The organism is Geodermatophilus sp. URMC 63, from assembly GCF_053502565.1.
This window is the reverse complement of the sequence record NZ_CP199956.1, coordinates 600,036-620,734: the sequence shown is the minus strand read 5'-3', so window position 1 is coordinate 620,734 and position 20,699 is coordinate 600,036. Positions and strand designations below refer to the sequence as shown.

The 20,699-nt window shown below is 76.0% G+C and carries 18 protein-coding genes; 10 read left to right on the top strand and 8 right to left on the bottom strand.

All coding sequences use genetic code 11. The features are described from left to right. Nucleotides 1-1,011: a deoxyribose-phosphate aldolase gene (gene deoC, locus ACWIZO_RS02930; protein WP_448641054.1), complete on the bottom strand. Its 1,011-nt coding sequence runs from the start codon at nucleotides 1,009-1,011 to the stop codon at nucleotides 1-3. 81 nt (nucleotides 1,012-1,092) lie between these two features. On the opposite strand from deoC, the gene ACWIZO_RS02925 reads away from it, so the two are divergent. Genes ACWIZO_RS02925 through ACWIZO_RS02915 form a run of 3 tightly spaced genes read left to right on the top strand, consistent with a single transcriptional unit; the run spans nucleotide 1,093 to nucleotide 2,802 of the window. Further along, the gene (locus ACWIZO_RS02925) at nucleotides 1,093-1,260 is read left to right on the top strand and encodes a hypothetical protein (protein ID WP_448641053.1); all 168 of its coding nucleotides are present in this window, start codon (nucleotides 1,093-1,095) and stop codon (nucleotides 1,258-1,260) included. A 22-nt stretch (nucleotides 1,261-1,282) separates the two neighbouring features. Further along, nucleotides 1,283-1,906 (top strand): uracil phosphoribosyltransferase, encoded by a 624-nt coding sequence (gene upp, locus ACWIZO_RS02920; protein ID WP_448641052.1) that lies wholly within the window; start codon nucleotides 1,283-1,285, stop codon nucleotides 1,904-1,906. Nucleotides 1,907-1,908: 2 nt separating this feature from the next. Then, nucleotides 1,909-2,802, top strand: coding sequence for a Gfo/Idh/MocA family protein (locus ACWIZO_RS02915; RefSeq protein WP_448641051.1), 894 nt, complete (start codon nucleotides 1,909-1,911; stop codon nucleotides 2,800-2,802). A 301-nt stretch (nucleotides 2,803-3,103) separates the two neighbouring features. Here the strand turns inward: ACWIZO_RS02915 and ACWIZO_RS02910 are convergent, their stop codons facing one another. The 5 genes from ACWIZO_RS02910 to ACWIZO_RS02890 all read right to left on the bottom strand — a co-directional run bounded on the left by ACWIZO_RS02910 (nucleotide 3,104) and on the right by ACWIZO_RS02890 (nucleotide 8,513). After that, nucleotides 3,104-4,384, bottom strand: coding sequence for an IS110 family transposase (locus tag ACWIZO_RS02910; protein WP_448641050.1), 1,281 nt, complete (start codon nucleotides 4,382-4,384; stop codon nucleotides 3,104-3,106). Nucleotides 4,385-4,571: 187 nt separating this feature from the next. Next, nucleotides 4,572-5,270 (bottom strand): haloacid dehalogenase type II, encoded by a 699-nt coding sequence (locus tag ACWIZO_RS02905; RefSeq protein ID WP_448641049.1) that lies wholly within the window; start codon nucleotides 5,268-5,270, stop codon nucleotides 4,572-4,574. Then, nucleotides 5,267-6,892, bottom strand: a complete 1,626-nt coding sequence (locus tag ACWIZO_RS02900; RefSeq protein ID WP_448641048.1) for a phospho-sugar mutase — start codon at nucleotides 6,890-6,892, stop codon at nucleotides 5,267-5,269. The genes ACWIZO_RS02905 and ACWIZO_RS02900 overlap by 4 nt, the downstream gene beginning before the upstream one ends. Next, on the bottom strand, nucleotides 6,889-7,704 hold the full coding sequence (locus ACWIZO_RS02895) for an NAD-dependent epimerase/dehydratase family protein (RefSeq protein ID WP_448641047.1): 816 nt from the start codon (nucleotides 7,702-7,704) through the stop codon (nucleotides 6,889-6,891). Before ACWIZO_RS02895 ends, ACWIZO_RS02900 begins: the two co-directional genes overlap by 4 nt. Next, nucleotides 7,701-8,513, bottom strand: a complete 813-nt coding sequence (locus tag ACWIZO_RS02890; protein ID WP_448641046.1) for a purine-nucleoside phosphorylase — start codon at nucleotides 8,511-8,513, stop codon at nucleotides 7,701-7,703. Before ACWIZO_RS02890 ends, ACWIZO_RS02895 begins: the two co-directional genes overlap by 4 nt. 119 nt (nucleotides 8,514-8,632) lie before the next feature. Between ACWIZO_RS02890 and ACWIZO_RS02885 the strand changes: the two genes are divergently transcribed. From ACWIZO_RS02885 to meaB, 6 genes are read left to right on the top strand one after another with little or no spacing between them, the layout of a single operon-like run. Next, nucleotides 8,633-10,114, top strand: a complete 1,482-nt coding sequence (locus tag ACWIZO_RS02885) for a hypothetical protein (protein ID WP_448641045.1) — start codon at nucleotides 8,633-8,635, stop codon at nucleotides 10,112-10,114. Nucleotides 10,115-10,169: 55 nt separating this feature from the next. Continuing rightward, nucleotides 10,170-11,375: a glutamate--cysteine ligase gene (locus ACWIZO_RS02880; RefSeq protein ID WP_448641044.1), complete on the top strand. Its 1,206-nt coding sequence runs from the start codon at nucleotides 10,170-10,172 to the stop codon at nucleotides 11,373-11,375. After that, nucleotides 11,372-12,634, top strand: a complete 1,263-nt coding sequence (locus ACWIZO_RS02875; protein WP_448641043.1) for an amidohydrolase — start codon at nucleotides 11,372-11,374, stop codon at nucleotides 12,632-12,634. The genes ACWIZO_RS02880 and ACWIZO_RS02875 overlap by 4 nt, the downstream gene beginning before the upstream one ends. Nucleotides 12,635-12,673: 39 nt before the next feature. Further along, nucleotides 12,674-14,593, top strand: coding sequence for a methylmalonyl-CoA mutase subunit beta (locus ACWIZO_RS02870; RefSeq protein WP_448641042.1), 1,920 nt, complete (start codon nucleotides 12,674-12,676; stop codon nucleotides 14,591-14,593). Continuing rightward, nucleotides 14,590-16,797, top strand: a complete 2,208-nt coding sequence (gene scpA / locus ACWIZO_RS02865) for a methylmalonyl-CoA mutase (protein WP_448641041.1) — start codon at nucleotides 14,590-14,592, stop codon at nucleotides 16,795-16,797. Before ACWIZO_RS02870 ends, scpA begins: the two co-directional genes overlap by 4 nt. 47 nt (nucleotides 16,798-16,844) lie before the next feature. After that, nucleotides 16,845-17,864: a methylmalonyl Co-A mutase-associated GTPase MeaB gene (gene meaB, locus ACWIZO_RS02860; RefSeq protein ID WP_448641040.1), complete on the top strand. Its 1,020-nt coding sequence runs from the start codon at nucleotides 16,845-16,847 to the stop codon at nucleotides 17,862-17,864. Here meaB and ACWIZO_RS02855 read toward each other — a convergent pair. Next, entirely contained in the window at nucleotides 17,861-18,505 is a 645-nt protein-coding gene (locus ACWIZO_RS02855) for a class I SAM-dependent methyltransferase (protein ID WP_448641039.1), read from the bottom strand. The two genes, meaB and ACWIZO_RS02855, sit on opposite strands and share 4 nt — an antisense overlap. Nucleotides 18,506-18,685: 180 nt before the next feature. Further along, nucleotides 18,686-19,144 (bottom strand): gamma-glutamylcyclotransferase family protein, encoded by a 459-nt coding sequence (locus ACWIZO_RS02850; protein WP_448641038.1) that lies wholly within the window; start codon nucleotides 19,142-19,144, stop codon nucleotides 18,686-18,688. A 116-nt stretch (nucleotides 19,145-19,260) separates the two neighbouring features. Here ACWIZO_RS02850 and ACWIZO_RS02845 point away from each other — a divergent pair, with 116 nt between their 5' ends. Further along, nucleotides 19,261-20,667 (top strand): NAD(P)H-quinone dehydrogenase, encoded by a 1,407-nt coding sequence (locus ACWIZO_RS02845; protein WP_448641037.1) that lies wholly within the window; start codon nucleotides 19,261-19,263, stop codon nucleotides 20,665-20,667. Nucleotides 20,668-20,699 lie beyond the last annotated feature (32 nt).

Here is a 20,699-nt window from a genome sequence, read left to right as displayed (position 1 = left end):
TCAGTCGACGCTCACGTGGTCGGGGCCGGAGTAGTGGCCGGTGCGCAGCTTCTGCCGCTGCAGGAGCAGGTCGTTGAGGAGGCTGGAGGCGCCGAGGCGGAACCAGTCGGGGGAGAGCCAGTCGGCGCCGACGGTCTCGTTGACCAGCACCAGGTGCTTGACGGCGTCCTTGGTGGTGCGGATGCCACCGGCGGGCTTGACGCCGACCTGGCGGCCGGTGGCGGCGCGGAAGTCGCGGACCGCCTCGAGCATCACCAGGCACACGGGCAGGGTGGCGGCGGGGGAGATCTTGCCGGTCGAGGTCTTGACGAAGTCGGCGCCGGCGAGCATCGCCAGCCAGGAGGCGCGGCGGGCGTTGTCGTAGGTGACCAGCTCGCCGGTCTCGAGGATGACCTTGAGGTGCGCCGGGTCCTCGTCCACGCGCGCGCACTCCTCCTTCACGGCCACGATCTCCTCGAACACGTCGAGGTAGCGGCCGGCCAGGAAGGCGCCGCGGTCGATGACCATGTCGATCTCGTCGGCGCCGTTGGCCACGGCGTCGCGGACGTCGGCGAGCTTGACCGCCCGGCTCGCCCGGCCGCTCGGGAACGCCGTGGCCACGGCGGCGACCTTGATGCCGGTGCCGGCCAGGGCCTCCTCCGCGACGCCGGCGAGGTCGCCGTACACGCAGACGGCGGCCACGGGCGGGCAGGAGGCGTCGGTGGGGTCCGGGCGGCGTGCCTTGGCGGCCAGCGAGCGGACCCGCCCGGGGGTGTCGGCGCCCTCGAGGGTGGTCAGGTCGACCATCGAGATGGCGGTGTCGATCGCCCAGGCCTTGGCCGTGGTCTTGATCGAGCGGGTGCCGAGGGTGGCGGCGCGCTGCTCGGCACCGACCTGGTCGACGCCGGGCAGGCCGTGCAGGAAGGCGCGGAGGGTGGCGTCCGAGCGGGTCACGTCGTCGAACGCCGTCCCGGACCCCGGGCCGGGCCGGGTCCCGGCCGCCAGCGTCCCGGGGTCGAGCACGTGGGTCATGCGGCCATTCTCCCTGGGCGACCGGCTCCTCCGGGACCGCGGTCACCCGGGGCTCACCCCCGCGCGTGGAAGCGTGGGGGCATGGCGACGACGACCCGCCCGGCCCTGCTGGCCTGGACCACGGTCGCGCCGGTCGCGGCGCTGGCCGTCGCGGTGCTCACCGTGGTGCCGGGCCGGGCCACGGGCCTGCAGGGTGTCGTCCACCTGGTCCTGCTGGCCGGGTTCCTCTTCCTGGCCGTGGCCCCGTGAGCCGACCGATACGGTGGCGCGCGTGCAGCTGACCGTCGTCGACCACCCGCTGGCCCGCGCCCGGCTGTCGCGGATGCGCGACGAGCGGACCGACAACGCCGCCTTCCGGGCGGCGCTGCGCGAGCTGACCCAGATGCTGGTCTACGAGGCCACCCGCGACCTGGCGGTGGCCGAGGAGCCGATCAGCACGCCGGTCACCGCGACGACGGGCTACCGGCTGGCCGCGCCGCCGCTGATCGTCCCGGTGCTGCGGGCGGGGCTGGGCATGGCCGACACCGCGCACGGGATGCTGCCGGAGTCGCAGATGGGCTTCGTCGGGCTGGCCCGCAACGAGGTGACCTTCCAGCCCGAGGCCTACATGGCCTCGCTGCCGCAGTCGCTGGTCGGCCGCCACGTCTTCGTCCTCGACCCGATGCTGGCCACCGGCGGCTCGCTGGTGCACTGCTGCACGCTGCTCACCGACCGGGGCGCCACCGAGATCACCGTGCTGTGCGCGCTGGCCGCGCCCGAGGGGCTGGCCCGGCTGGAGGAGAGCGGTCTGCCGCTGCGGGTGTTCACCGCCAGCGTCGACGAGGGGCTCGACGACAAGGCCTACATCGTCCCCGGCCTCGGTGACGCCGGCGACCGCCAGTTCGGCGCGGTCTGACCGTGCGCTTCGCCGTCCTCGGTACCGGGTTCTGGGCCACTCGGGTGCACGCGACGTCCCTCGCCGGGGCCGACGACGCCGAGCTCGTGGCGTTCTGGGGCCGCGACGCCGCCAAGGCCGCCGCCGCCGGGGCGGAGTTCGACGTCCCGGGCACCGACGACCTCGACGCGCTGCTCGCCGACGTCGACGCGGTGTCGGTGGCCGTCCCGCCCGACGTGCAGGTCGGGCTCGCCGTCCGCGCCGCCGCGGCGGGCCGGCACCTGCTGCTGGAGAAGCCGATCGGGCTCACCGTCGCCGACGCCGAGCGGGTGGTCGACGCCGTCCGCGCGGCCGGGGTCGCCTCGGTCGTGTTCTTCACCGACCGGTTCCGCCCGGACACCGCCACCTGGCTGGAGCAGGCCGCCCGCGCCCCGCTGGCCGGCGGCGCCGTCAGCTGGCTGGGGTCCCTGGCCGGGAGCCCGTTCGACACGGCCTGGCGGCGCGAGCACGGCGCGCTGTGGGACGTCGGCCCGCACGCGCTCGGGCTGCTCGTGCCGGCGCTGGGCCCCGTCGTCTCGGTGCAGGCCGGCGCCGGCCGCGGGGACACCGTGCACCTGGTGCTGCGGCACGCCTCCGGGGCGTCGAGCACGGTGACGCTGTCGTCGACGGTGGCGCCCATGGCCGGCGGCGTCGAGGTGACCGTGCACGGCGACGCGGGCCGGCTGGTGCTGCTGCCCGAACGGGACGACGCGGCCGTCGTCGAGGCGCACCGCGCGGCGGTCACCGAGCTCACCCAGGCGGCGCTCACCGGCGGCACCTCCGCCCTCGACGTCGGCTTCGCCCGCGACGTCGTCGTCGTGCTCGCCGCCGCCTCCCGCGCGCTGGCCTCCGGCTGCCGGGAGACCGTGCCCGCCTGACCCCGCGGGCCTCGACCGGCAGGGACCAACCTATGAGGTCGAGGTCAAGTCCGGGGTTGGGGTGGTGCGGGCAGGGTGGGGTGGCTCGGCCGGTGTCCCGATCGAGCTGATCTCGGTGGTAGGTGTGCGCTGCTGCGGGCGGTGCCCGGTGCCCGTCTCCGGCCCTACGTAGCGTCAAGCGGGTTGTTCCCGACAGCCTTCATCCGGGCTTGATAGGAGACGGGCGGGGCTGCCCAGGGTCCCTTGCGGGATGTGATCCCGACGCGCATGCGGGCTCGCCCCGCCCGTGACCAGCAGGCGCTCAAGCTGCCGGGACGGCCTCCCCTGCGGCGCGGGTGGTGCCGGCGGCGATCGCCGGATCCCACGGGGTGCCGGTGGTGATCACCGCGTGCAGCTGGCGCAGCAGGCTGCCGGCGACCGCGACCCGGGCCTGGGCGTCGGTCAGCGGCCGGTCGGGGCGGCCGACCAGGTGGGCGTAGCGGGCGGCCAGCACCGGGTTGTGGTGCAGCGCGGGAAAGATCGCCCGCCAGGCGGCCAGCCGTAGCCGGGCCCGACCGCGGCCACTGATGGCGGTCTTGCCCTGGTAGCCGCCGGAGGCGTTGTCCCGCGGGCAGAGCCCGGCGTGCTTGACCAGCGCGCGGGCACTGGGAAACCGGCGCGGGTCGCCGGTCTCGGCCAGGATCGCCGCCGCGCCGACCGCGGAGAGCCCGACAATGCTGGTGACCAGCTCGGTCAGCCCCAAGGCGTCGAGGACGGCGCGCATCCGGGCCTCGACGACGGCGAGCTCGGCGCGGGCATGAGCCAAGTCCTCCAACGCGAAGCGGACCCGCTCCAGCGCCCCGGCGCGCTGCTCAGCCACCCCCAGACCGGCCTGGGCCGGGTCGGTGGCGGCGGCGAACACCGCCCGCACGATCGGCGAGTGCCAGCGCGCGGTGCCCTGCCGCGGCAGTTCGCGGCGGACCGCGGCAGCGAACCGAGACCAACCCGACCGACGGATCACACCCAGATCGCCGGTGTCGCCCACCCGGTCGAGCACGACGGTCACCGCGGCCCGCCAGCTGGCCGACTCCAGCGGCTCGACCGCCGCGCCCAACACCACCGGCCAGGCGCACTCGAGCAGGTCACGGACCTGCGCGCCGGCCGCGCCGGCGGCCAGCACCAGGCCGGCGCGGCGAGCGCCCAGGTGCCGCAGCCGGGCCCAGGCCGGCTCGGCCCGCTCGGGCAGGTAACAGCGCAGCTCGGTGACCAGCCGGGCGATGATCACCGCGTCGGAGTCGTCGTTCTTGTTCCGGGTGAAGTCCTCCGCCTCCCGGGCCCGGCCGACCAGCAGCGGCTGCACGCACACCAGCCGCACACCGGCCTGATCGGCGATCTGGTCCAGCACCCGCCATCGGTGACCGGTCGGCTCACAGGCCACCACGACCGAGGAGAAACCCGCCGCGGCCGCCTGGGCCAGCCCCCAGGCCACCGCCTCGGACAGCTGCCAGGCCTTCGCGCGGATCGTGCGCCGAGCGATCACCGCCGAGTCGGAGTCGCACAGCGCGCAGACCTGTTTGTCTGCGGCCAGATCGAAGGCCAACACCGCCGACTCCCGGGAGACCACCGCCCTCAGTTGGGCCAGCCTCTCGTTGCGCCGACGGTCACCACGCGACAGCCGACGGACACTACCGTTGGACACGACATCCTCCTGATGCGGTTGGGACACCAAGCCCGTCGACCCCATCAGGGGGATGTCTCAGACCTCCACCGCTCAAGTCGTTACTACGCGCTCAGCAGCCGAGGGTGGTGGCCAGCTCCTCGAACGAGGCGACCGACAGGTCGGCGTCGGGGTCGGCGGCCGGCGGGACCGGGTCCCCGCCGAACTCGTCGGGGCGGTGCACGTACGCGGTCCGCAGGCCCCGCGCGCGGGCGGCGGCGAGGTCGTCGGTGTGCGCGGCGACCATGCACACCGCCGACGGCGGGACGTCGAGCAGTCGCGGCGCGGAGTCGTAGACCTCCGGGTCGGGCTTGTAGTGGCCGGCGACCTCCGCGCCGAGCACCAGGTCCCACGGCAGGCCGGCGCGGCGGGCCAGGTCGACCGACAGCCGCACCCCGCCGTTGGACAGCGGTGCGAGGACGTGGGAGCGGCGCAGCCGGGTCAGCCCCGCGACGGCGTCGGGCCACGGGTCGAGGCGGTGCCAGGCCAGGACCAGCTCGCCGGCGACGTCGCCGGTCACCCCGTCGACCCCGACGGAGGCCAGCGCCTCGGGCAGCGACTCGCGGTGCAGCGCGCCGAGCACCGTCCACGGCCGCTCGCCGGAGCGCACCCGGTCCAGCGCCGGCTGGTAGCGCGCCCGCCACGCGTCGGCGAACGCGGCGGCGTCGACGTCCGGGCCGAGCAGCCGGGCCGCCTCCCGGGCGACCCCGCCGCGCCAGTCGACGACGGTGCCGAAGACGTCGAAGACGAGTGCCTGCACCTCCACGGTCACACCCCCAGGGCGGCGGCCATCTCGGCGCGCAGCTGGTCGAGCTCGTCCTCGCCGCGGCCGCGCGCGGCGATGACGCCGGCGTCGTCGTGCACGGGGACGACGGTCTCCAGGTACGCCTTGAGCTTGGGCTCGGTGCCGCTGGGGCGCACGACCACGCGGACGCCGTCGCCGAGCAGCCGGACGGCGTCGACCGGCGGGTCCTCGTGCAGCAGGTCGGTCGCGGTGACCTCCCGGCCGAGCAGCCGCGTCGGCGGGGCGGCGCGCAGCCGGGCCATCGCGCCGGAGATGACCGAGAGGTCCTCGACCCGCACCGACAGCTGGCCGGTGGCGAACAGCCCGTGCTCGACGGCGAGCTCGTCGAGCCGGTCGACCAGGGTGCGGCCGGTCGCCTTCAGCTCGGCGGCCAGCAGCGCGACGGCGAGGGCGGCGGAGATGCCGTCCTTGTCCCGCGCGACCGCGGGCGTCACCGCGTAGCCCAGCGCCTCCTCGTACCCGAAGACCAGCGGCTCGTCGTCGCTGCCGGCGCGGATGATCCACTTGAAGCCGGTCGGGGTCTCGGCGAACCGGACGCCGTGCGCCTGGGTCAGCGCGTGCAGCAGCGAGCCGCTGACCAGCGACGAAGCGTACGTGCCCCGCACGCCGCGGCGCAGCAGCCAGTCGGCGAGCAGGCCGCCCACCTCGTCGCCGGTGAGCTGCCGGCCGTCGACCACCACCGAGCAGCGGTCGGCGTCGGGGTCCTCGGCGATCGCGACGGTGGCCCCGACGCGGGAGGACAGCTCCTGCAGCAGGTCCACCGCGCCGGGCTCCTCCGGGTTGGGGAAGGCGACGGTCGGGAACGCCGGGTCGGGGACGTCCTGCTCGGCCACGCTGACCGGCGGCGCGAACCCGGCGGCGGCGAACACCGCCCGGGTGGTGGCCGCGCCGACGCCGTGCATCGCGGTGTAGGCCACGGTCACCCCCTGCCGCACGATCGCCGGCACCTGCGCGGGGTCCAGCGCCCGGACCACCGCCGCCACGTAGTCGGCCTCGACGTCGTCGCCGAGGGTGACCCAGTCGTCGGACGTCGGCACCTCCCGCGCCGGGCCGACGGCGGCGATCGCGGCCTCGATCTCGCGGTCGGCCGGCGGGACGAGCTGCGCGCCGTCGGCGAGGTAGACCTTGTAGCCGTTGTCCTGCGGCGGGTTGTGGCTCGCGGTCACCATCACCCCGGCGGCGCAGCCGAGGTGCCGGACGGCGAAGGACAGCACCGGCGTCGGCAGCGGCCGCGGCAGCACCTGGACGGCGAACCCGGCGCCGGCCAGCACCGCCGCGGAGACGTGCGCGAACTCGTCGGAGCGGTGCCGGGCGTCGAAGCCGACCACCACGCCGCCGCCGGCGTGCCCGGCGCGGGTGAGCCAGGCGGCGAGCCCGGCGGCGGCCCGGGTCACGACGGCGGCGTTCATGCCGGCCGGCCCGGCGCGCAGCGGGCCGCGCAGCCCGGCGGTGCCGAACGTCAGCGGCCCGGAGAAGCGGCGCCCGAGCTCGGCGGTGTCACCGGCCGCGACCAGCGCCTCGACCTCGGCGCGGTCACCGGGGTGGGGGTCGGCGGCGGCCCAGGCGCGGGCGGCGTCCAGCACGCTCACGCCTGCTCCTCGGCGTCGTGGTCGGGCAGCGTGAACTCCCCGCCCACCCGCGCGTGCACCGGATCGGCCGGGTCGGGCTCGCCGTGCGCCGCGGTGAGCGCCGCGGCATGGGTCTCGGCGTCGTCCTGCGGCTCGTAGCCGAGCGACCGGGCCCCGGTGAGGTCCCACCAGCCGCGGGTGTTGGCCGAGACGCCCCACACCACGCGGAAGCCCGGCGAGGGGGCGCGCAGTGCGGCGTCGACCAGCGCGACGGCGTCGCGCGGGGAGAGCCAGGTGGCCAGCGCCCGCGTCGTCGGCGGCTCGGGGGCCTGGGTGCCGATGCGCAGGCAGACGACGTCGAGGCCGTAGCGGTCGGCGTACAGCGAGCCGAGCGCCTCCATGGTCACCTTGGACACGCCGTAGTACGTGTCGGGCCGCGACGGGCCGTCGTGCTCCCCGAGCGGGCCGGACGCCGGGCGCCCGGTGAACCCGGTGGCGTGGTTGCTGCTGGCCAGCACGACCCGGCGCACGCCGGCGCGGCGGGCGGCCTCGAGCGCGCAGTACGTGCCCTCGATGTTGGCGTGGGCGATCGCGGACCAGGTGGACTCGCCGGAGAGGCCGCCGAGGTGCACGACGGCGGCCGCGCCCTGCGTGGCGGCGGTCAGCGCACCGAGGTCGGTGACGTCGGCGACGACGGTCTCCTCACCCGGCCGCGGCTCGGCGATCACGACGACGTCGAGGCTGCGGACCGGCCAGCCCCGCTCGGGCAGCCCCTCGCGCAGCACCGTGCCGATGCGCCCGGCCGCGCCCGTGACCAGGACCGGGCCGCTCACGGCAGCCGGCCGACGAACTCGACGAGGAAGCGGCCCAGCCCGCCGGCCGCCGCCCTGCCCGCGGCGAGCACCTCCGCGTGGTCGAGCTCCTCCCCGGTGATGCCGGCCGCGGCGTTGGTGACCATCGACAGGCCCAGCACGTCCATCCCGGCGGCGCGGGCGGCGATCGCCTCGAGCGCGGTGGACATGCCCACCAGGTCGGCGCCGAGGGTGCGCAGCATGCGGATCTCGGCCGGCGTCTCGTAGTGCGGCCCGGGCAGCGCCGCGTAGACGCCCTCGGTCAGGTCCGGCTCGATCGACCGGGCCAGCGCGCGCAGCCGCGCGGTGTAGAGGTCGGTGAGGTCGACGAAGGTCGCCCCCACCAGCGGGGAGCGGGCGGTCAGGTTGAGGTGGTCGCCGATCAGTACCGCCTGGCCCACCCGGTGCCCCGGGTCCAGGCCGCCGGCGGCGTTGGTCAGGACGACGGTGCGCACGCCGGCCGCGGCGGCGGTGCGGACGCCGTGCACGACCGGCTCGACGCCGCGGCCCTCGTAGAGGTGGGTGCGGCCGAGGAAGAGCAGCACCCGCCGGTCGCCGACGCGCACCGACCGCACCTGCCCGCCGTGGCCGACGGCGGTGGGGGCGGCGAAGCCGGGCAGGTCGCCGATACCGACCGAGGCCGCGGGCTCGCCGAAGGCGTCGGCGGCGGGGGCCCAGCCCGAGCCCATCACGACGGCCACGTCGTGGCCCCCGCCCAGGGCCGAGGTCAGCTCGGCCGCGGCGATGCGGGCGAGGGCGTCGGGGTCGGTCCCGGCGGGGGGTGCGCTCACCGGGCGACGCTAACGCAGGACCCCGGGCCCGGGACGGCGACCGGGCTCACCCGCCCCAGTCGCCCCGGGTGGCGTGTCGGCCCGGGGGAGCGGGCCGGCCGGCCGCGACCATGACCGCCGTGCAGCGAACGCAGATCGACGGCGTCCCCGTCTTCACCGCCGCCGGACCGCAGCGCACGACCGCTGCGCTCGTCTTCGGGGTCGGGCTGCGCGACGAGACGTTCGCGACGATCGAGGTCACGCACCTGGTCGAGCACCTCGCCATGGCCGCGCTGCCCCGCACGCACCTGCGCTGCAACGCCGTCACCGACGTCGACAGCACCGCGTTCTTCGCCACCGGCCGCCCGGCCGCCGTCCGGGCGTTCCTGGAGGGCATCTGCCGCGCGCTGGCCGACCTGCCGACGCAGCGGCTGGCCGCCGAGGCCGGCGTCCTGCAGGCCGAGGGGTGCGGCACCGGCTCCTCGACGGTCAGCGCGCTCTGGGCCGCCCGCTACGGCCTGACCGGGCCGGGGCTGACCGTGTCGGCCGGGCCCGGCCCGGAGCACCTGACCGAGGAGACCGTGCGGGCGCACGCCGCCCGCTGGTTCGTCCGCGGCAACGCGGCGCTGTGGTGCCACGGCCCGCTGCCCGAGGGCCTGCGGCTGCCGCTGCCGGACGGTCCCCGGCCGCTGCGGCGGGTGCCGGCCCCGCGGCCGCAGGACGGCCCGGTGTGGACCCGCACCGACGCACCGGGCGTCGGGCTGCTGCTGGCCACCGACCGGCCGGGCGACGTCGCGCTGGCCGTCGGGATCGACGTCGCCAAGGAGCGGCTGCGCGAGCGGGCCCGGCACACCCGCGGGCTCTCCTACGCCGTCGACTCGCTGACCCTCGACCTCGCCGCCGACCGGCGCGAGGTGGCCGTCGTCGTCGACGCCCGCTCCGGCCGTGACGCCGAGGTCGCCGACCTGCTGTGGCACACGTTCGCCGAGCTGTGCGCCGACGGCCCGACGCCGCAGGAGGTCGCCCACGCCGTCGCGGGGCTGGAGGCCGAGCTCGACGAGGAGGACGCCGCCGGCGCCGAGCTGGCCGATGCCGCCTACTGCGCCGCGGTCGGGCTGCCCTCCCGGTCCCCGGCCGCCACGCTGGCCGCCTGGCGGGCGACCACGCCCGCGCAGGTCACCGCGGCGCTGCGCCGCGCGGAGCCGACCGCCGTCCTGGCCGTGCCCGACACCGCGGCCTGGGACGGGCCGGACCCCCGGGTGGTCCGCCGTCCGCTGTGCGGCACGCTGCCGGACCTCCCGGCCGGGACGCTGTTCCGGCCGCCCCTGCACCGGCGGCTGCTCGACCCGGCGGCCCGCGTGGCGCTCGTCGTCTCCGACGACGGCCTGGCCCACCGCGACGCCGATGGCGACGTGCACGGCATCCCCTGGTCGCGGGTCGAGGCGGTGCTGCCCACCGACGACGGCGCCGGCGTCTCGGTGGTCAGCCGCGACCTGTGCTGCGTGCGGGTCCACCCCGACCGCTACGGCCGCCGGGCGGTCGCGGCGGTGATCGGGCGGGTGCCGGCGGCCGTGCAGCTCGCCCGGCCGGCGGACGCCGAACCGCAGCTGGCCGCCGTCTGACCCGTCCGCGCCGTTCCGGGCGGTGGTGGGGCGCGGTCGTCCCTATCCTCGTGGCGTGCAGATCCCCTTCGCCTCCTCCGAGCGCGCCAGCCTGGGTGTGGAGTGGGAGCTGCAGCTGGTCGACCGGGAGAGCCGGGAGCTGTCGCCGGGGGCCGTCGAGATCCTCGAGGAGATCCGCCCCGAGGGCGCCGAGGAGCACCCCAAGGCCAAGCACGAGCTGCTCCAGTCGACCGTCGAGGTCATCACCGGCGTGTGCACCACCGTCGAGGAGGCCACCGCCGACCTCGCCGGCACGGTGGCCGAGGTCGCCGCCGCCGCCGACCGCCGCGGGCTGGGCCTGCTGTGCGCCGGCACGCACCCGTTCACCGACTGGCAGACCCAGCTGATCTCGCCCAAGGAGCGCTACCTGCAGCTGGTCGAGCGCATGCAGTGGCTGGCCCGGCGGCTGCAGATCTTCGGCGTCCACGTGCACGTCGGCGTCCGCGCGCCGGAGAAGGCGATGCCGATCGTCAACGCGCTCACCCAGTACGTGCCCCACTTCCTCGCCCTGTCGGCCTCCTCGCCGTTCTGGGTCGGCTGCGACACCGGCCTGGCGTCGGCGCGCAGCAAGGTCTTCGAGGCCATGCCGACCGCGGGGCTGCCGCACCAGCTGCGCGACTGGGCCGCCTTCGAGACCTACATGGAGACGCTGATCGCCACCGGCTCCGTCCAGAGCGTGCGCGAGGTGTGGTGGGACATCCGCCCGCACCCCGGCTTCGGCACCGTGGAGCTGCGCATCTGCGACGGTCTGCCCACGCTCGAGGAGATCGGCGTGGTGGCGGCGCTGTCGCAGTGCCTGGTCGAGCAGTTCGACACCCAGCTCGACCGCGGCTACACCCTGCCCACCCCGCCGAGCTGGATCCTGCGGGAGAACAAGTGGCGGGCGGCCCGCTACGGCCTCGACGCCGACGTCATCGTCGACGAGAAGGCCACCGTGCGCCCGGTGCGCCAGGCGCTGCTCGACCTCGCCGAGGACCTCACGCCCACCGCGCGGCGGCTGGGCTGCGAGGCCGAGCTGGCCGGCGTCGAGCGGGTCCTCGCCGTCGGCGCGTCCTACCAGCGCCAGCGCGCCGCCGCGCTCGCGGCGGGCGGCGACCTGCGCACCGTCGTCGACGGCCTGCTGAGCGAGCTGCGCGACGGTCTGCCCGACGACGGCCCGGCCACCTCTCCGGACGGCCCCGTCCCCGGCCCGGCGGCCTGCGCCGGCGGGCACGCCGCATGACCCGCACCCCCGAGGAGCTGGCCGCCGGCCTCGACGCGTGGGTGGCCGACCGGTCCGACGAGCTCGTCGGCGTCCGCCGGCACCTGCACGCCCACCCCGAGATCGCCTACGCCGAGGTGGAGACCACCGCCCACCTGGAGGAGCGGCTCACCGAGGCCGGGCTCGCCCCGCGGCGGCTGCCCGGCGGCACCGGGCTGGTCGTCGATGTCGGCGGCGGGCCCGGCCCCACCGTCGTCCTGCGGGCCGACATCGACGCGCTGCCGCTGGCCGACCTCAAGGACGTCCCCTACGCCTCCACGCGCGAGGGCATGTGCCACGCCTGCGGCCACGACGTCCACACCACCGTCGTCCTCGGCGCCGCGCTCGCGCTGGCGGAGCTGGACGGCCTGCCCGGCACCGTGCGCTGCGTCTTCCAGCCCGCCGAGGAGACCGTGCCCGGCGGGGCCGCGCACGTGGTGGAGGCCGGCGTCCTCGAGGGCGCGTCGCGGGCGTTCGCGCTGCACTGTGACCCGGCCACGCCCGTCGGGGCGGTGGGGCTGCGCACCGGCTCGATCACCGCGGCCTGCGACCGGGTCGACGTCGTCCTCACCGGGCCCGGCGGGCACACCGCCCGCCCGCAGCTGACCGTCGACCTGGTCGACGCCCTCGGCCGGCTGATCACCGACCTGCCCGGGCTGCTGTCGCGGCAGGTGGACCCGCGGGCGGGGATGTCGCTGGTGTGGGGCGCGGTCAACGCCGGGGTCGCGGCCAACGCCATCCCCCAGCGCGGCACCCTGCGCGGCACCGTGCGCGTCCTCGACCGCGAGGAGTGGGCCGGCGCGGAGAGCCGGGTGCGGCGGCTGGTCGAGCGGGTCACCTCCCCGACCGGCGCGCAGGTGGCGGTCGACTACGTGCGCGGCGTCCCGCCGGTGGTCAACGACCCGCGCACGGTGGCCCTGCTGCGCGCCGCGGCACTGGGCACCGTGGGCCCCGAGGGCGTGCGGCCGGCGCCGCAGAGCATGGGCGGGGAGGACTTCGGCTGGTTCGCCGACGTCGTCCCGATCGCCCTGGCCCGGCTCGGCACGCACGGCGGCGGGGAGCCGCTCGACCTGCACCGCGGCACCTTCGACGTCGACGAGCGCGCCATCGGCGTGGGCGTCCGGCTGATGGTGCGCGCCGCGCTGCAGGCGCTGGCCGCCGACGCCGGGAGCACCGGCCCGGCCGCCGGACCGCCGTCCCCGGGACACCCCGCCCGCCCACGGCCGGGCGAACGGCGGTAGAACGTCCCTGGACCCAGAGCCGACGCCGGGAGTTCGACGATGAACGCCACTCCGCAGCCAGCGACACCGGGTGACGACGAGGTGCCCGCCGAGCACGAGGTGCCCGACGAGCTGTCCCTGGCCGCCGGGTTCCCGCCGGCCGGCCGCGAGCGATGGCGCGAACTGGTCACCGGGGTGCTGCGGAAGGCCGGCCGCGAGGAGCTGCCCGACCCCGTCGAGGACGCGCTGCGCCGCACCGTGGCCACCGGGGTGAGCGTGGCCCCGCTCTACACCGCCGAGGACGCCGGCGACCTGCCGACGGCGGTCGGCGTGCCGGGGCTGGCGCCGTTCGTCCGCGGGTCGCGGGCGGGTTCGGGTGGTGGCACGGCGGCCGGTGACGTCCCGGCCGGCTGGGACGTGCGGCAGCGGCACGCCCACCCCGACGTCGCGGTGACCCGGGAGGCGATCGCCGCCGACCTGGAGAACGGCGTCACCTCGCTGTGGCTGGTGCTGGGGGAGGGCGCCGTCCCCGTGGACGCGCTCGGCGACGTGCTCTCCGACGTCTACCTCGACCTCGCGCCGGTGTCGGTCTCCGGAGGGCTGCCCGCCGCGGAGGCGCTGCTGTCGCTGGTCGGGGACCGCACCGACCTCGCGCCCGGCGGCTCGCTGGGCCTCGACCCGCTCGGCGTGCACGCCGCCGGTGGCGAGGAGCAGGACCTGGCCGGGCTGGCCGACCTCGTCCGGCGCACCCCCGCGGGCTGGCGCACCGTCGTCGTCGACGCCACCGTCTACGCCGACGCCGGGGCCACCGCGGTCGAGGAGCTGGGCTGCGCGCTGGCGGCCGGGGTCGCCTACCTGCGCGCGCTGACCGACGGCGGGCTGTCGGTCGACGAGGCGTGCGCCGCGCTCGAGTTCCGCTGGTCGGCCTCGGCCGACCAGTTCACGACCATCGCCGGGCTGCGCGCCGCCCGCCGGCTGTGGGACCGCGTCGGCGAGGTCAGCGGCGCCTCCGCCGACGCCCGGGCCATGCGCCAGCACGCGGTGACGTCGTCGGTGATGACGACGCGGCGCGACCCCTGGGTCAACATGCTGCGGACGACGGTGGCCTGCTTCGCCGCCGGCGTGGGCGGCGCCGACGTCGTCACCGTGCAGCCCTTCGACGCCGCCCTCGGCCTGCCCGACGCGTTCTCCCGCCGGATCGCCCGCAACACCCAGAGCCTGCTGGTCGAGGAGGCGTCGCTGGCCCGCGTGCTCGACCCGGCCGGCGGCTCCTGGTACGTCGAGTCGCTCACCGAGTCGCTGGCCCAGGCGGCGTGGGCGTGGTTCACCGAGATCGAGCGGGCCGGCGGGCTGGCGGCGGCGCTGTCGTCCGGGCTGGTCCGCGACCGCCTGGCGTCCGCGTGGGACGAGCGGTCGCGCCGGCTGGCGAAGCGCTCCGAGGCGATCACCGGCGTCAGCGAGTTCCCCCACCTGGCCGAGAAGCTTCCCGAGCGGCAGCCGGCCGCCGACCTGCACCCGACCGGTGGCCTGCCCCGCGTGCGGGCGGCGCAGGAGTACGAGCAGCTGCGCGACCGCGCCGACGCCGCCCCCACCCGGCCGCGCGTGTACCTCGCCACGATCGGCCCGGTGGCCCGGCACACCGCGCGGGCCACCTTCGCCGGCAACCTGTTCCAGGCCGGCGGCCTGGAGACCCCGGCCGGTGACGGCGCCTCCGGCCTCGCCGGGGCGGGGACGACCGTGGCCTGCATCTGCGGCACCGACGGCGACTACGCGGAGTCCGCGGCGGCCCTGGCCGCGGAGCTGCGCGCCGCCGGGGCCACCTCCGTCTGGCTCGCTGGCCGGCCGTCGCTGGGTGTGGACGGCGTCGACGGGTACGTGTACGCCGGGTGCGACGCACTCGACGTCCTCCGGACGGTGCACGACCAGGTGGGCCTCGATCGCGCAGAGGGCGACGACCAGCAGGTGGAGGTGCGGGCATGAGCGGGATCCCCGACTTCGGCAGCGTCGAGCTGGGCCGCCCCGCGGCCGGCGGCGGCGTGGCCGACTGGGCCAAGCGGTTCGAGGAGGTCACCGGCCACGGCGTCGAGGAGGCGACCTGGGAGACGCCGGAGGGCATCGCCGTCCCGCCGCTGGCCACCCCGGCCGACCTCGCCGGCCTGGACTTCCTGCACACCTACCCGGGCCTGCCGCCGTTCCTGCGCGGCCCCTACCCGACGATGTACACGACCCAGCCGTGGACGGTCCGCCAGTACGCGGGCTTCTCCACCGCCGCGGAGTCCAACGCGTTCTACCGGCGCAACCTCGCCGCCGGGCAGAAGGGCCTGTCGGTCGCGTTCGACCTGGCCACCCACCGCGGCTACGACTCCGACCACCCGCGCGTCGTCGGCGACGTCGGCATGGCCGGGGTGGCGATCGACTCGATCCTGGACATGCGGCAGCTCTTCGACGGCATCCCGCTGGACCGGATGACGGTGTCGATGACCATGAACGGCGCGGTGCTGCCGGTGCTGGCGCTCTACGTCCTCGCCGCGGAGGAGCAGGGGGTCGCCCCGAAGCAGCTGGCCGGGACCATCCAGAACGACATCCTCAAGGAGTTCATGGTCCGCAACACCTACATCTACCCGCCGAAGCCGTCGATGCAGATCGTCAGCGACATCTTCGCCTTCACCTCGCAGGAGATGCCGCGGTTCAACTCGATCTCCATCTCCGGCTACCACATGCAGGAGGCCGGGGCGACGGCCGACCTGGAGCTGGCGTACACGCTGGCCGACGGGGTGGAGTACGTGACGGCGGGCAAGGACGCCGGGCTCGACGTCGACGTGTTCGCGCCGCGGCTGAGCTTCTTCTGGGCGATCGGCATGAACTTCTTCATGGAGGTCGCGAAGCTGCGGGCGGCGCGGCTGCTGTGGGCCCGGCTGATGCGGGAGGCCGGTGCCCAGCAGGACAAGTCGCTGTCGCTGCGCACCCACTCGCAGACCTCGGGCTGGTCGCTGACCGCGCAGGACGTCTACAACAACGTCGTCCGCACCTGCCTGGAGGCCATGGCCGCCACCCAGGGGCACACCCAGTCGCTGCACACCAACGCCCTCGACGAGGCGCTCGCGCTGCCCAGCGACTTCTCCGCGCGCATCGCCCGCAACACCCAGCTGCTGCTGCAGCAGGAGTCGGGGACGACGCGGGTCATCGACCCGTGGGGCGGGTCGGCGTACGTGGAGAAGCTGACCTACGACCTGGCCCGCCGCGCCTGGGCGCACATCGAGGAGGTCGCCGAGCACGGCGGGATGGCACAGGCCATCGACGACGGCATCCCGAAGCTGCGCATCGAGGAGGCCGCCGCCCGCACCCAGGCGCGCATCGACTCCGGCCGCCAGCCGGTGATCGGCATCAACAAGTACCGGGTCGAGGCCGACGAGGCGATCGAGGTGCTGCGCGTCGACAACGCCGACGTGCTCGCGCAGCAGAAGGCCAAGCTGGAGGAGCTGCGCGCGTCGCGGGACGCCTCGACGCTGCAGGAGGCGCTGCGCCGGCTCACCGACGCCGCCCGCGCGGCGGCCGAGGGACGCCGCGACTCCTCGCTGGACGCGAACCTGCTCAAGCTCGCCGTCGACGCGGCGCGGGCCAAGGCCACCGTCGGGGAGATCTCCGACGCGCTCGAGCAGGTCTACGGGCGGCACTCGGGGCAGGTGCGCACCATCTCCGGGGTGTACCGCGAGGAGGCCGGCCGCTCGGGCCCGCTGGAGGAGACCCGCCGCATGACCGAGGCCTTCGAGGAGGCCGAGGGACGCCGGCCGCGCATCCTGGTCGCCAAGATGGGTCAGGACGGCCACGACCGCGGGCAGAAGGTCATCGCCACCGCGTTCGCCGACCTCGGCTTCGACGTCGACGTCGGCCCGCTGTTCCAGACGCCGGAGGAGGTCGCCCGGCAGGCGGTGGAGGCCGACGTGCACGTCGTCGGGGTCTCGTCGCTGGCGGCGGGCCACCTGACGCTGGTGCCGGCGCTGCGGGACGCGCTTGCCGAGCTCGGCGCCGACGACGTGCTCGTCGTGGTGGGCGGCGTGATCCCGCCCGACGACGTGCCGACGCTGAGGGAGATGGGCGCCGCCGCGGTGTTCCCGCCCGGCACGGTCATCGCCGAGGCGGCGCAGGAGCTGCTGACGACGCTGTCCTCGCGCCTGGGTCACTGACGGCATGGGTCACTGACGGCATGGGTCACTGACGGCATGGGCCACTGATGCCGGGTCCGGACGTCCCGGCGCTCGTCGAGGGGGTCCTGGGCGGCGATCGCCGGGCGCTGGCCCGCGCGATCACGCTGGTCGAGTCGCGCCGCGCCGACCACCGCGAGCGCGCCCAGGAGCTGCTGGTCGAGCTGCTGCCGCACGCCGGGAACGCCCGCCGGGTCGGCATCTCCGGCGTGCCCGGCGTGGGCAAGTCGACGTTCATCGACCAACTCGGCGTCGACCTCACCGCGGCCGGGCACCGCGTCGCCGTCCTCGCCGTCGACCCGTCGTCGGCGCGCTCGGGCGGGTCGATCCTCGGCGACAAGACCCGCATGGCGCGGCTGGCGGTCGACCGCAACGCCTTCATCCGGCCGGCGCCGACCGCCGGGACGCTGGGCGGGGTGGCGCAGGCGACGCGCGAGTCGATGGTCGTCGTGGAGGCGGCCGGGCACGACGTCGTGCTGGTCGAGACCGTCGGCGTCGGGCAGTCGGAGGTGACCGTCGCGGAGATGGTCGACTCCTTCCTGTTCCTCACGCTCGCGCGCACCGGCGACCAGCTGCAGGGGATCAAGCGCGGGATCCTCGAGATCGCCGACGTCATCGCCGTCAACAAGGCCGACGGGCCGGCCGCCGGCGACGCGCGCAAGGCCGCCCGCGAGCTGGCCGGCGCGATCCGGATGCTGCGCGGCCCCACCCCCGGCGGCTGGGACGTGCCGGTGCTGACCTGCGCCGGGCTGACCGGCGACGGGCTGGCCGAGGTGTGGGCCAAGCTGGTCGAGCACCAGGACCGGTCCCGCGCCTCGGGGGCGTTCGACGAGCGGCGCCGCGGGCAGCAGGTGCGCTGGACCTGGCAGCTGGTGCGCGACGGGCTCGAGCACCGGCTGCGCGCCCACCCCGGCGTCCGGTCGTCGGCGCCGGAGCTGGAGGAGGCCGTCCTGGCCGGGGAGCTGACCCCCGCGCTGGCCGCCCGCCGGCTGCTCGAGACCTTCCTCGCCGACCCCCGGGACAGCACGGGTCGCCGTCCCGGCGGCTAGCGGATCTGCACCGCTACCTGCTGGCCCCGGCTGTTGTAGGCGATGTAGTCGAACCGGACACCGGTGTGCTCGACGTACTCCGTGAACGCCCGGTGCTCGTGCTGTTCCCACCCGGGATAGTTCAGGTACTCGTCGAACAGCAGCACCGTGCCCGGCCGGATGCGGTTCGCCAAGGCGGTCAGGACCGTCGCGGTGGAGGAGTACAGGTCGGCGTCGAGGTGCAGGAGCGCCGCTGGCTGGTCGTTGCCCTCGAGGAAGGGAGGCAGCGTCTCCTCGAACCAGCCGACGTGCAGCTCGGCGTCGCCGACGGAGGGCAACGTGCTCAGGGCGAAGGTCCCCCGGGGGTGACTGGGACGCCAGTCCTCGGGCAGCCCCTGGAACGAGTCGAAGCCGTGAGCGCCGGAGCGGGCGCGGGCGATCCGCCGCAACGTCGATCCCGAGTGCACGCCGAACTCGGCCACCAGGCCGGTCGGCGGAGCGGCCGCCAGCGCGTGGTCGAGGACCGCGAACGGGGTCCGGAACACGCGCGCCAGCGGCATCGACGTGGCCACGAGTTCGGCGCTGGTGCGGAACGCGTGCCGACCGGCTGCCCGCTCCAGGTCCCAGGGCTGGTTGAGCACCTTCAGGACCGCCTGTCGCACGGACGGCGGGACACGCGCGCGCAGTCGTGTCGCCAGGGACGCGGACGGCACCTGCCGAGGTGGTGCGACTCCGGCGTTCCGGGCCTCGGTGTTCATGGCCAGGAACGTATCCGGCCGACACCGCCCGGTCTCCCCGGGTGGCGTCCCCGGGTCCTGCCGTGGGCAGCGGTGAGCCAGACGCTAGGCCCCCGTGGAGCGGCACTCGCGGGCGCGCAGCTCCGCGAGGTAGTCGGCCGGGGCGCCGGCGGCCTCCGCGGCGTCGGCGATCGCGCCCAGGTGGCGGGCCGAGGGCAGCCCGCCCTCGAAGGCGTCCAGCGCGTAGACGTAGGCGACGACGTCGCCGCCGAGGGTGTGCACCCCCAGGTTGAGCTTGCGGTACAGGCCGGAGTCGGCGCCCTCCCAGGCGTCGAGGGCCTGCTCGTCGGCGGGCGTGAGGTCGTAGAGCGCGACGAACACGCCGGGGGAGTCGTCGTCGGTGGGGACCAGGGTGGCCAGCGCGCCCTCCCAGCCGTACTCCTCCGCGCCGAAGGTCAGCCGCCAGCCGCGCACCCAGCCGGTGCCCACGTGCGGGGAGGACGGGCAGCGGCGCTGCATCTGGTCGGGGTCCATGTTGGACCCGTAGGCGGCGTAGAGACCCATCGCCGACCGAGCCTACGGGCCGGTGTGGCCCGCGCGACCCGTGAGTTGCCCGACTCCGGCGCCGACGGCTGGGAGGATGAGGGGCACAGCACGACCCCCTGACGCAGGAGAGCGCCATGACCCGCATCGTCATCATCGGTGGCGGCCCGGCCGGCTACGAGGCCGCGCTGGTGGCCGCCTCGCTCGGTGCGGAGGTCACCGTCGTCGAACGCGACGGACTCGGCGGGGCCAGCGTCCTCACCGACTGCGTCCCGTCGAAGACCCTCATCGCCGCCGCCGGGACGATGACCTCGGTCCGCGACTCCAGCGTCCTGGGGCTGCGCGGCACCGACCTGCGCACGGTCGGGCTGGACCTGGCCACCGTCAACCACCGGGTCAAGGGCCTCGCGGTCGCCCAGTCCGCCGACATCCACGCCCGGCTGACCGCCGAGGGCGTGCGCCTCGTCGCCGGTCAGGGCCGGCTCGCCGACGACGTCCGCGGCCTGGTCCAGCACCGCGTCGAGGTGCTCGACGCCGACGGTGGGGTCGCCGAGACCCTCGAGTGCGACGTCGTCCTCATCGCCACCGGCGCCGACCCGCGCGTGCTGCCCGGGGCCGAGCCCGACGGCGAGCGGATCCTCGACTGGCGCGACGTGTACGACCTCGAGGAGATGCCCGAGCACCTCGTCGTCGTCGGCTCGGGCGTCACCGGCGCGGAGTTCGCCTCCGGCTACCTCGAGGCCGGCGTGCCGGTCACCCTGGTCTCCTCCCGCGACCAGGTGCTGCCCGGGGAGGACGCCGACGCCGCCGAGGTGCTCGAGGAGGTCTTCCAGGCCCGCGGCGGGCGGATCGCCGAGCGGGGCCGTGCGGCGGCCGTCACCCGCACCGAGAAGGGCGTGCTCGTCGAGCTCACCGACGGGCGCACGGTCGAGGGCTCGCACGCGCTGATGACCGTGGGCACCGTGCCCAACACCGCCGGGCTCAACCTCGAGGCCTGCGGGGTCGAGCTGCGCGAGTCCGGCCACGTCGTCGTCGACCGGGTCTCGCGCACCAACGTGCCGGGCGTCTACGCCGCCGGCGACGTCACCGGCGTCTTCCAGCTCGCGAGCGTGGCGGCCATGCAGGGCCGCATCGCCATGTGGCACGCCCTCGGCGAGGCCGTGCAGCCGATCCGCCTGAAGACCGTGGCGGCCAACGTCTTCACCCACCCGGAGATCGCGACCGTCGGCGTGCAGGAGAAGACGCTGCCCGAGGGCCACGACCTCGACGTCGTCCGGCTGCCGCTGGCCACCAACGCGCGGGCCAAGATGAGCGACCTGCACGCCGGGTTCGTCAAGCTGTTCGCCCGCAAGGCCACCGGCGTCGTCGTCGGCGGGGTGGTCGTGGCGCCGGGGGCCAGCGAGCTGATCCTGCCGATCGCGCTGGCGGTGACCAAGGGCCTGACCGTCAGCGACCTGGCGCAGACCTTCGCGATCTACCCGTCGCTGTCGGGCTCGATCACCGAGGCCGGCCGGCGACTGATGGGGGCCGACGCGCTCGCGTGACGGGTGGGACGCCCGGGACGGGGCGGGCGGGT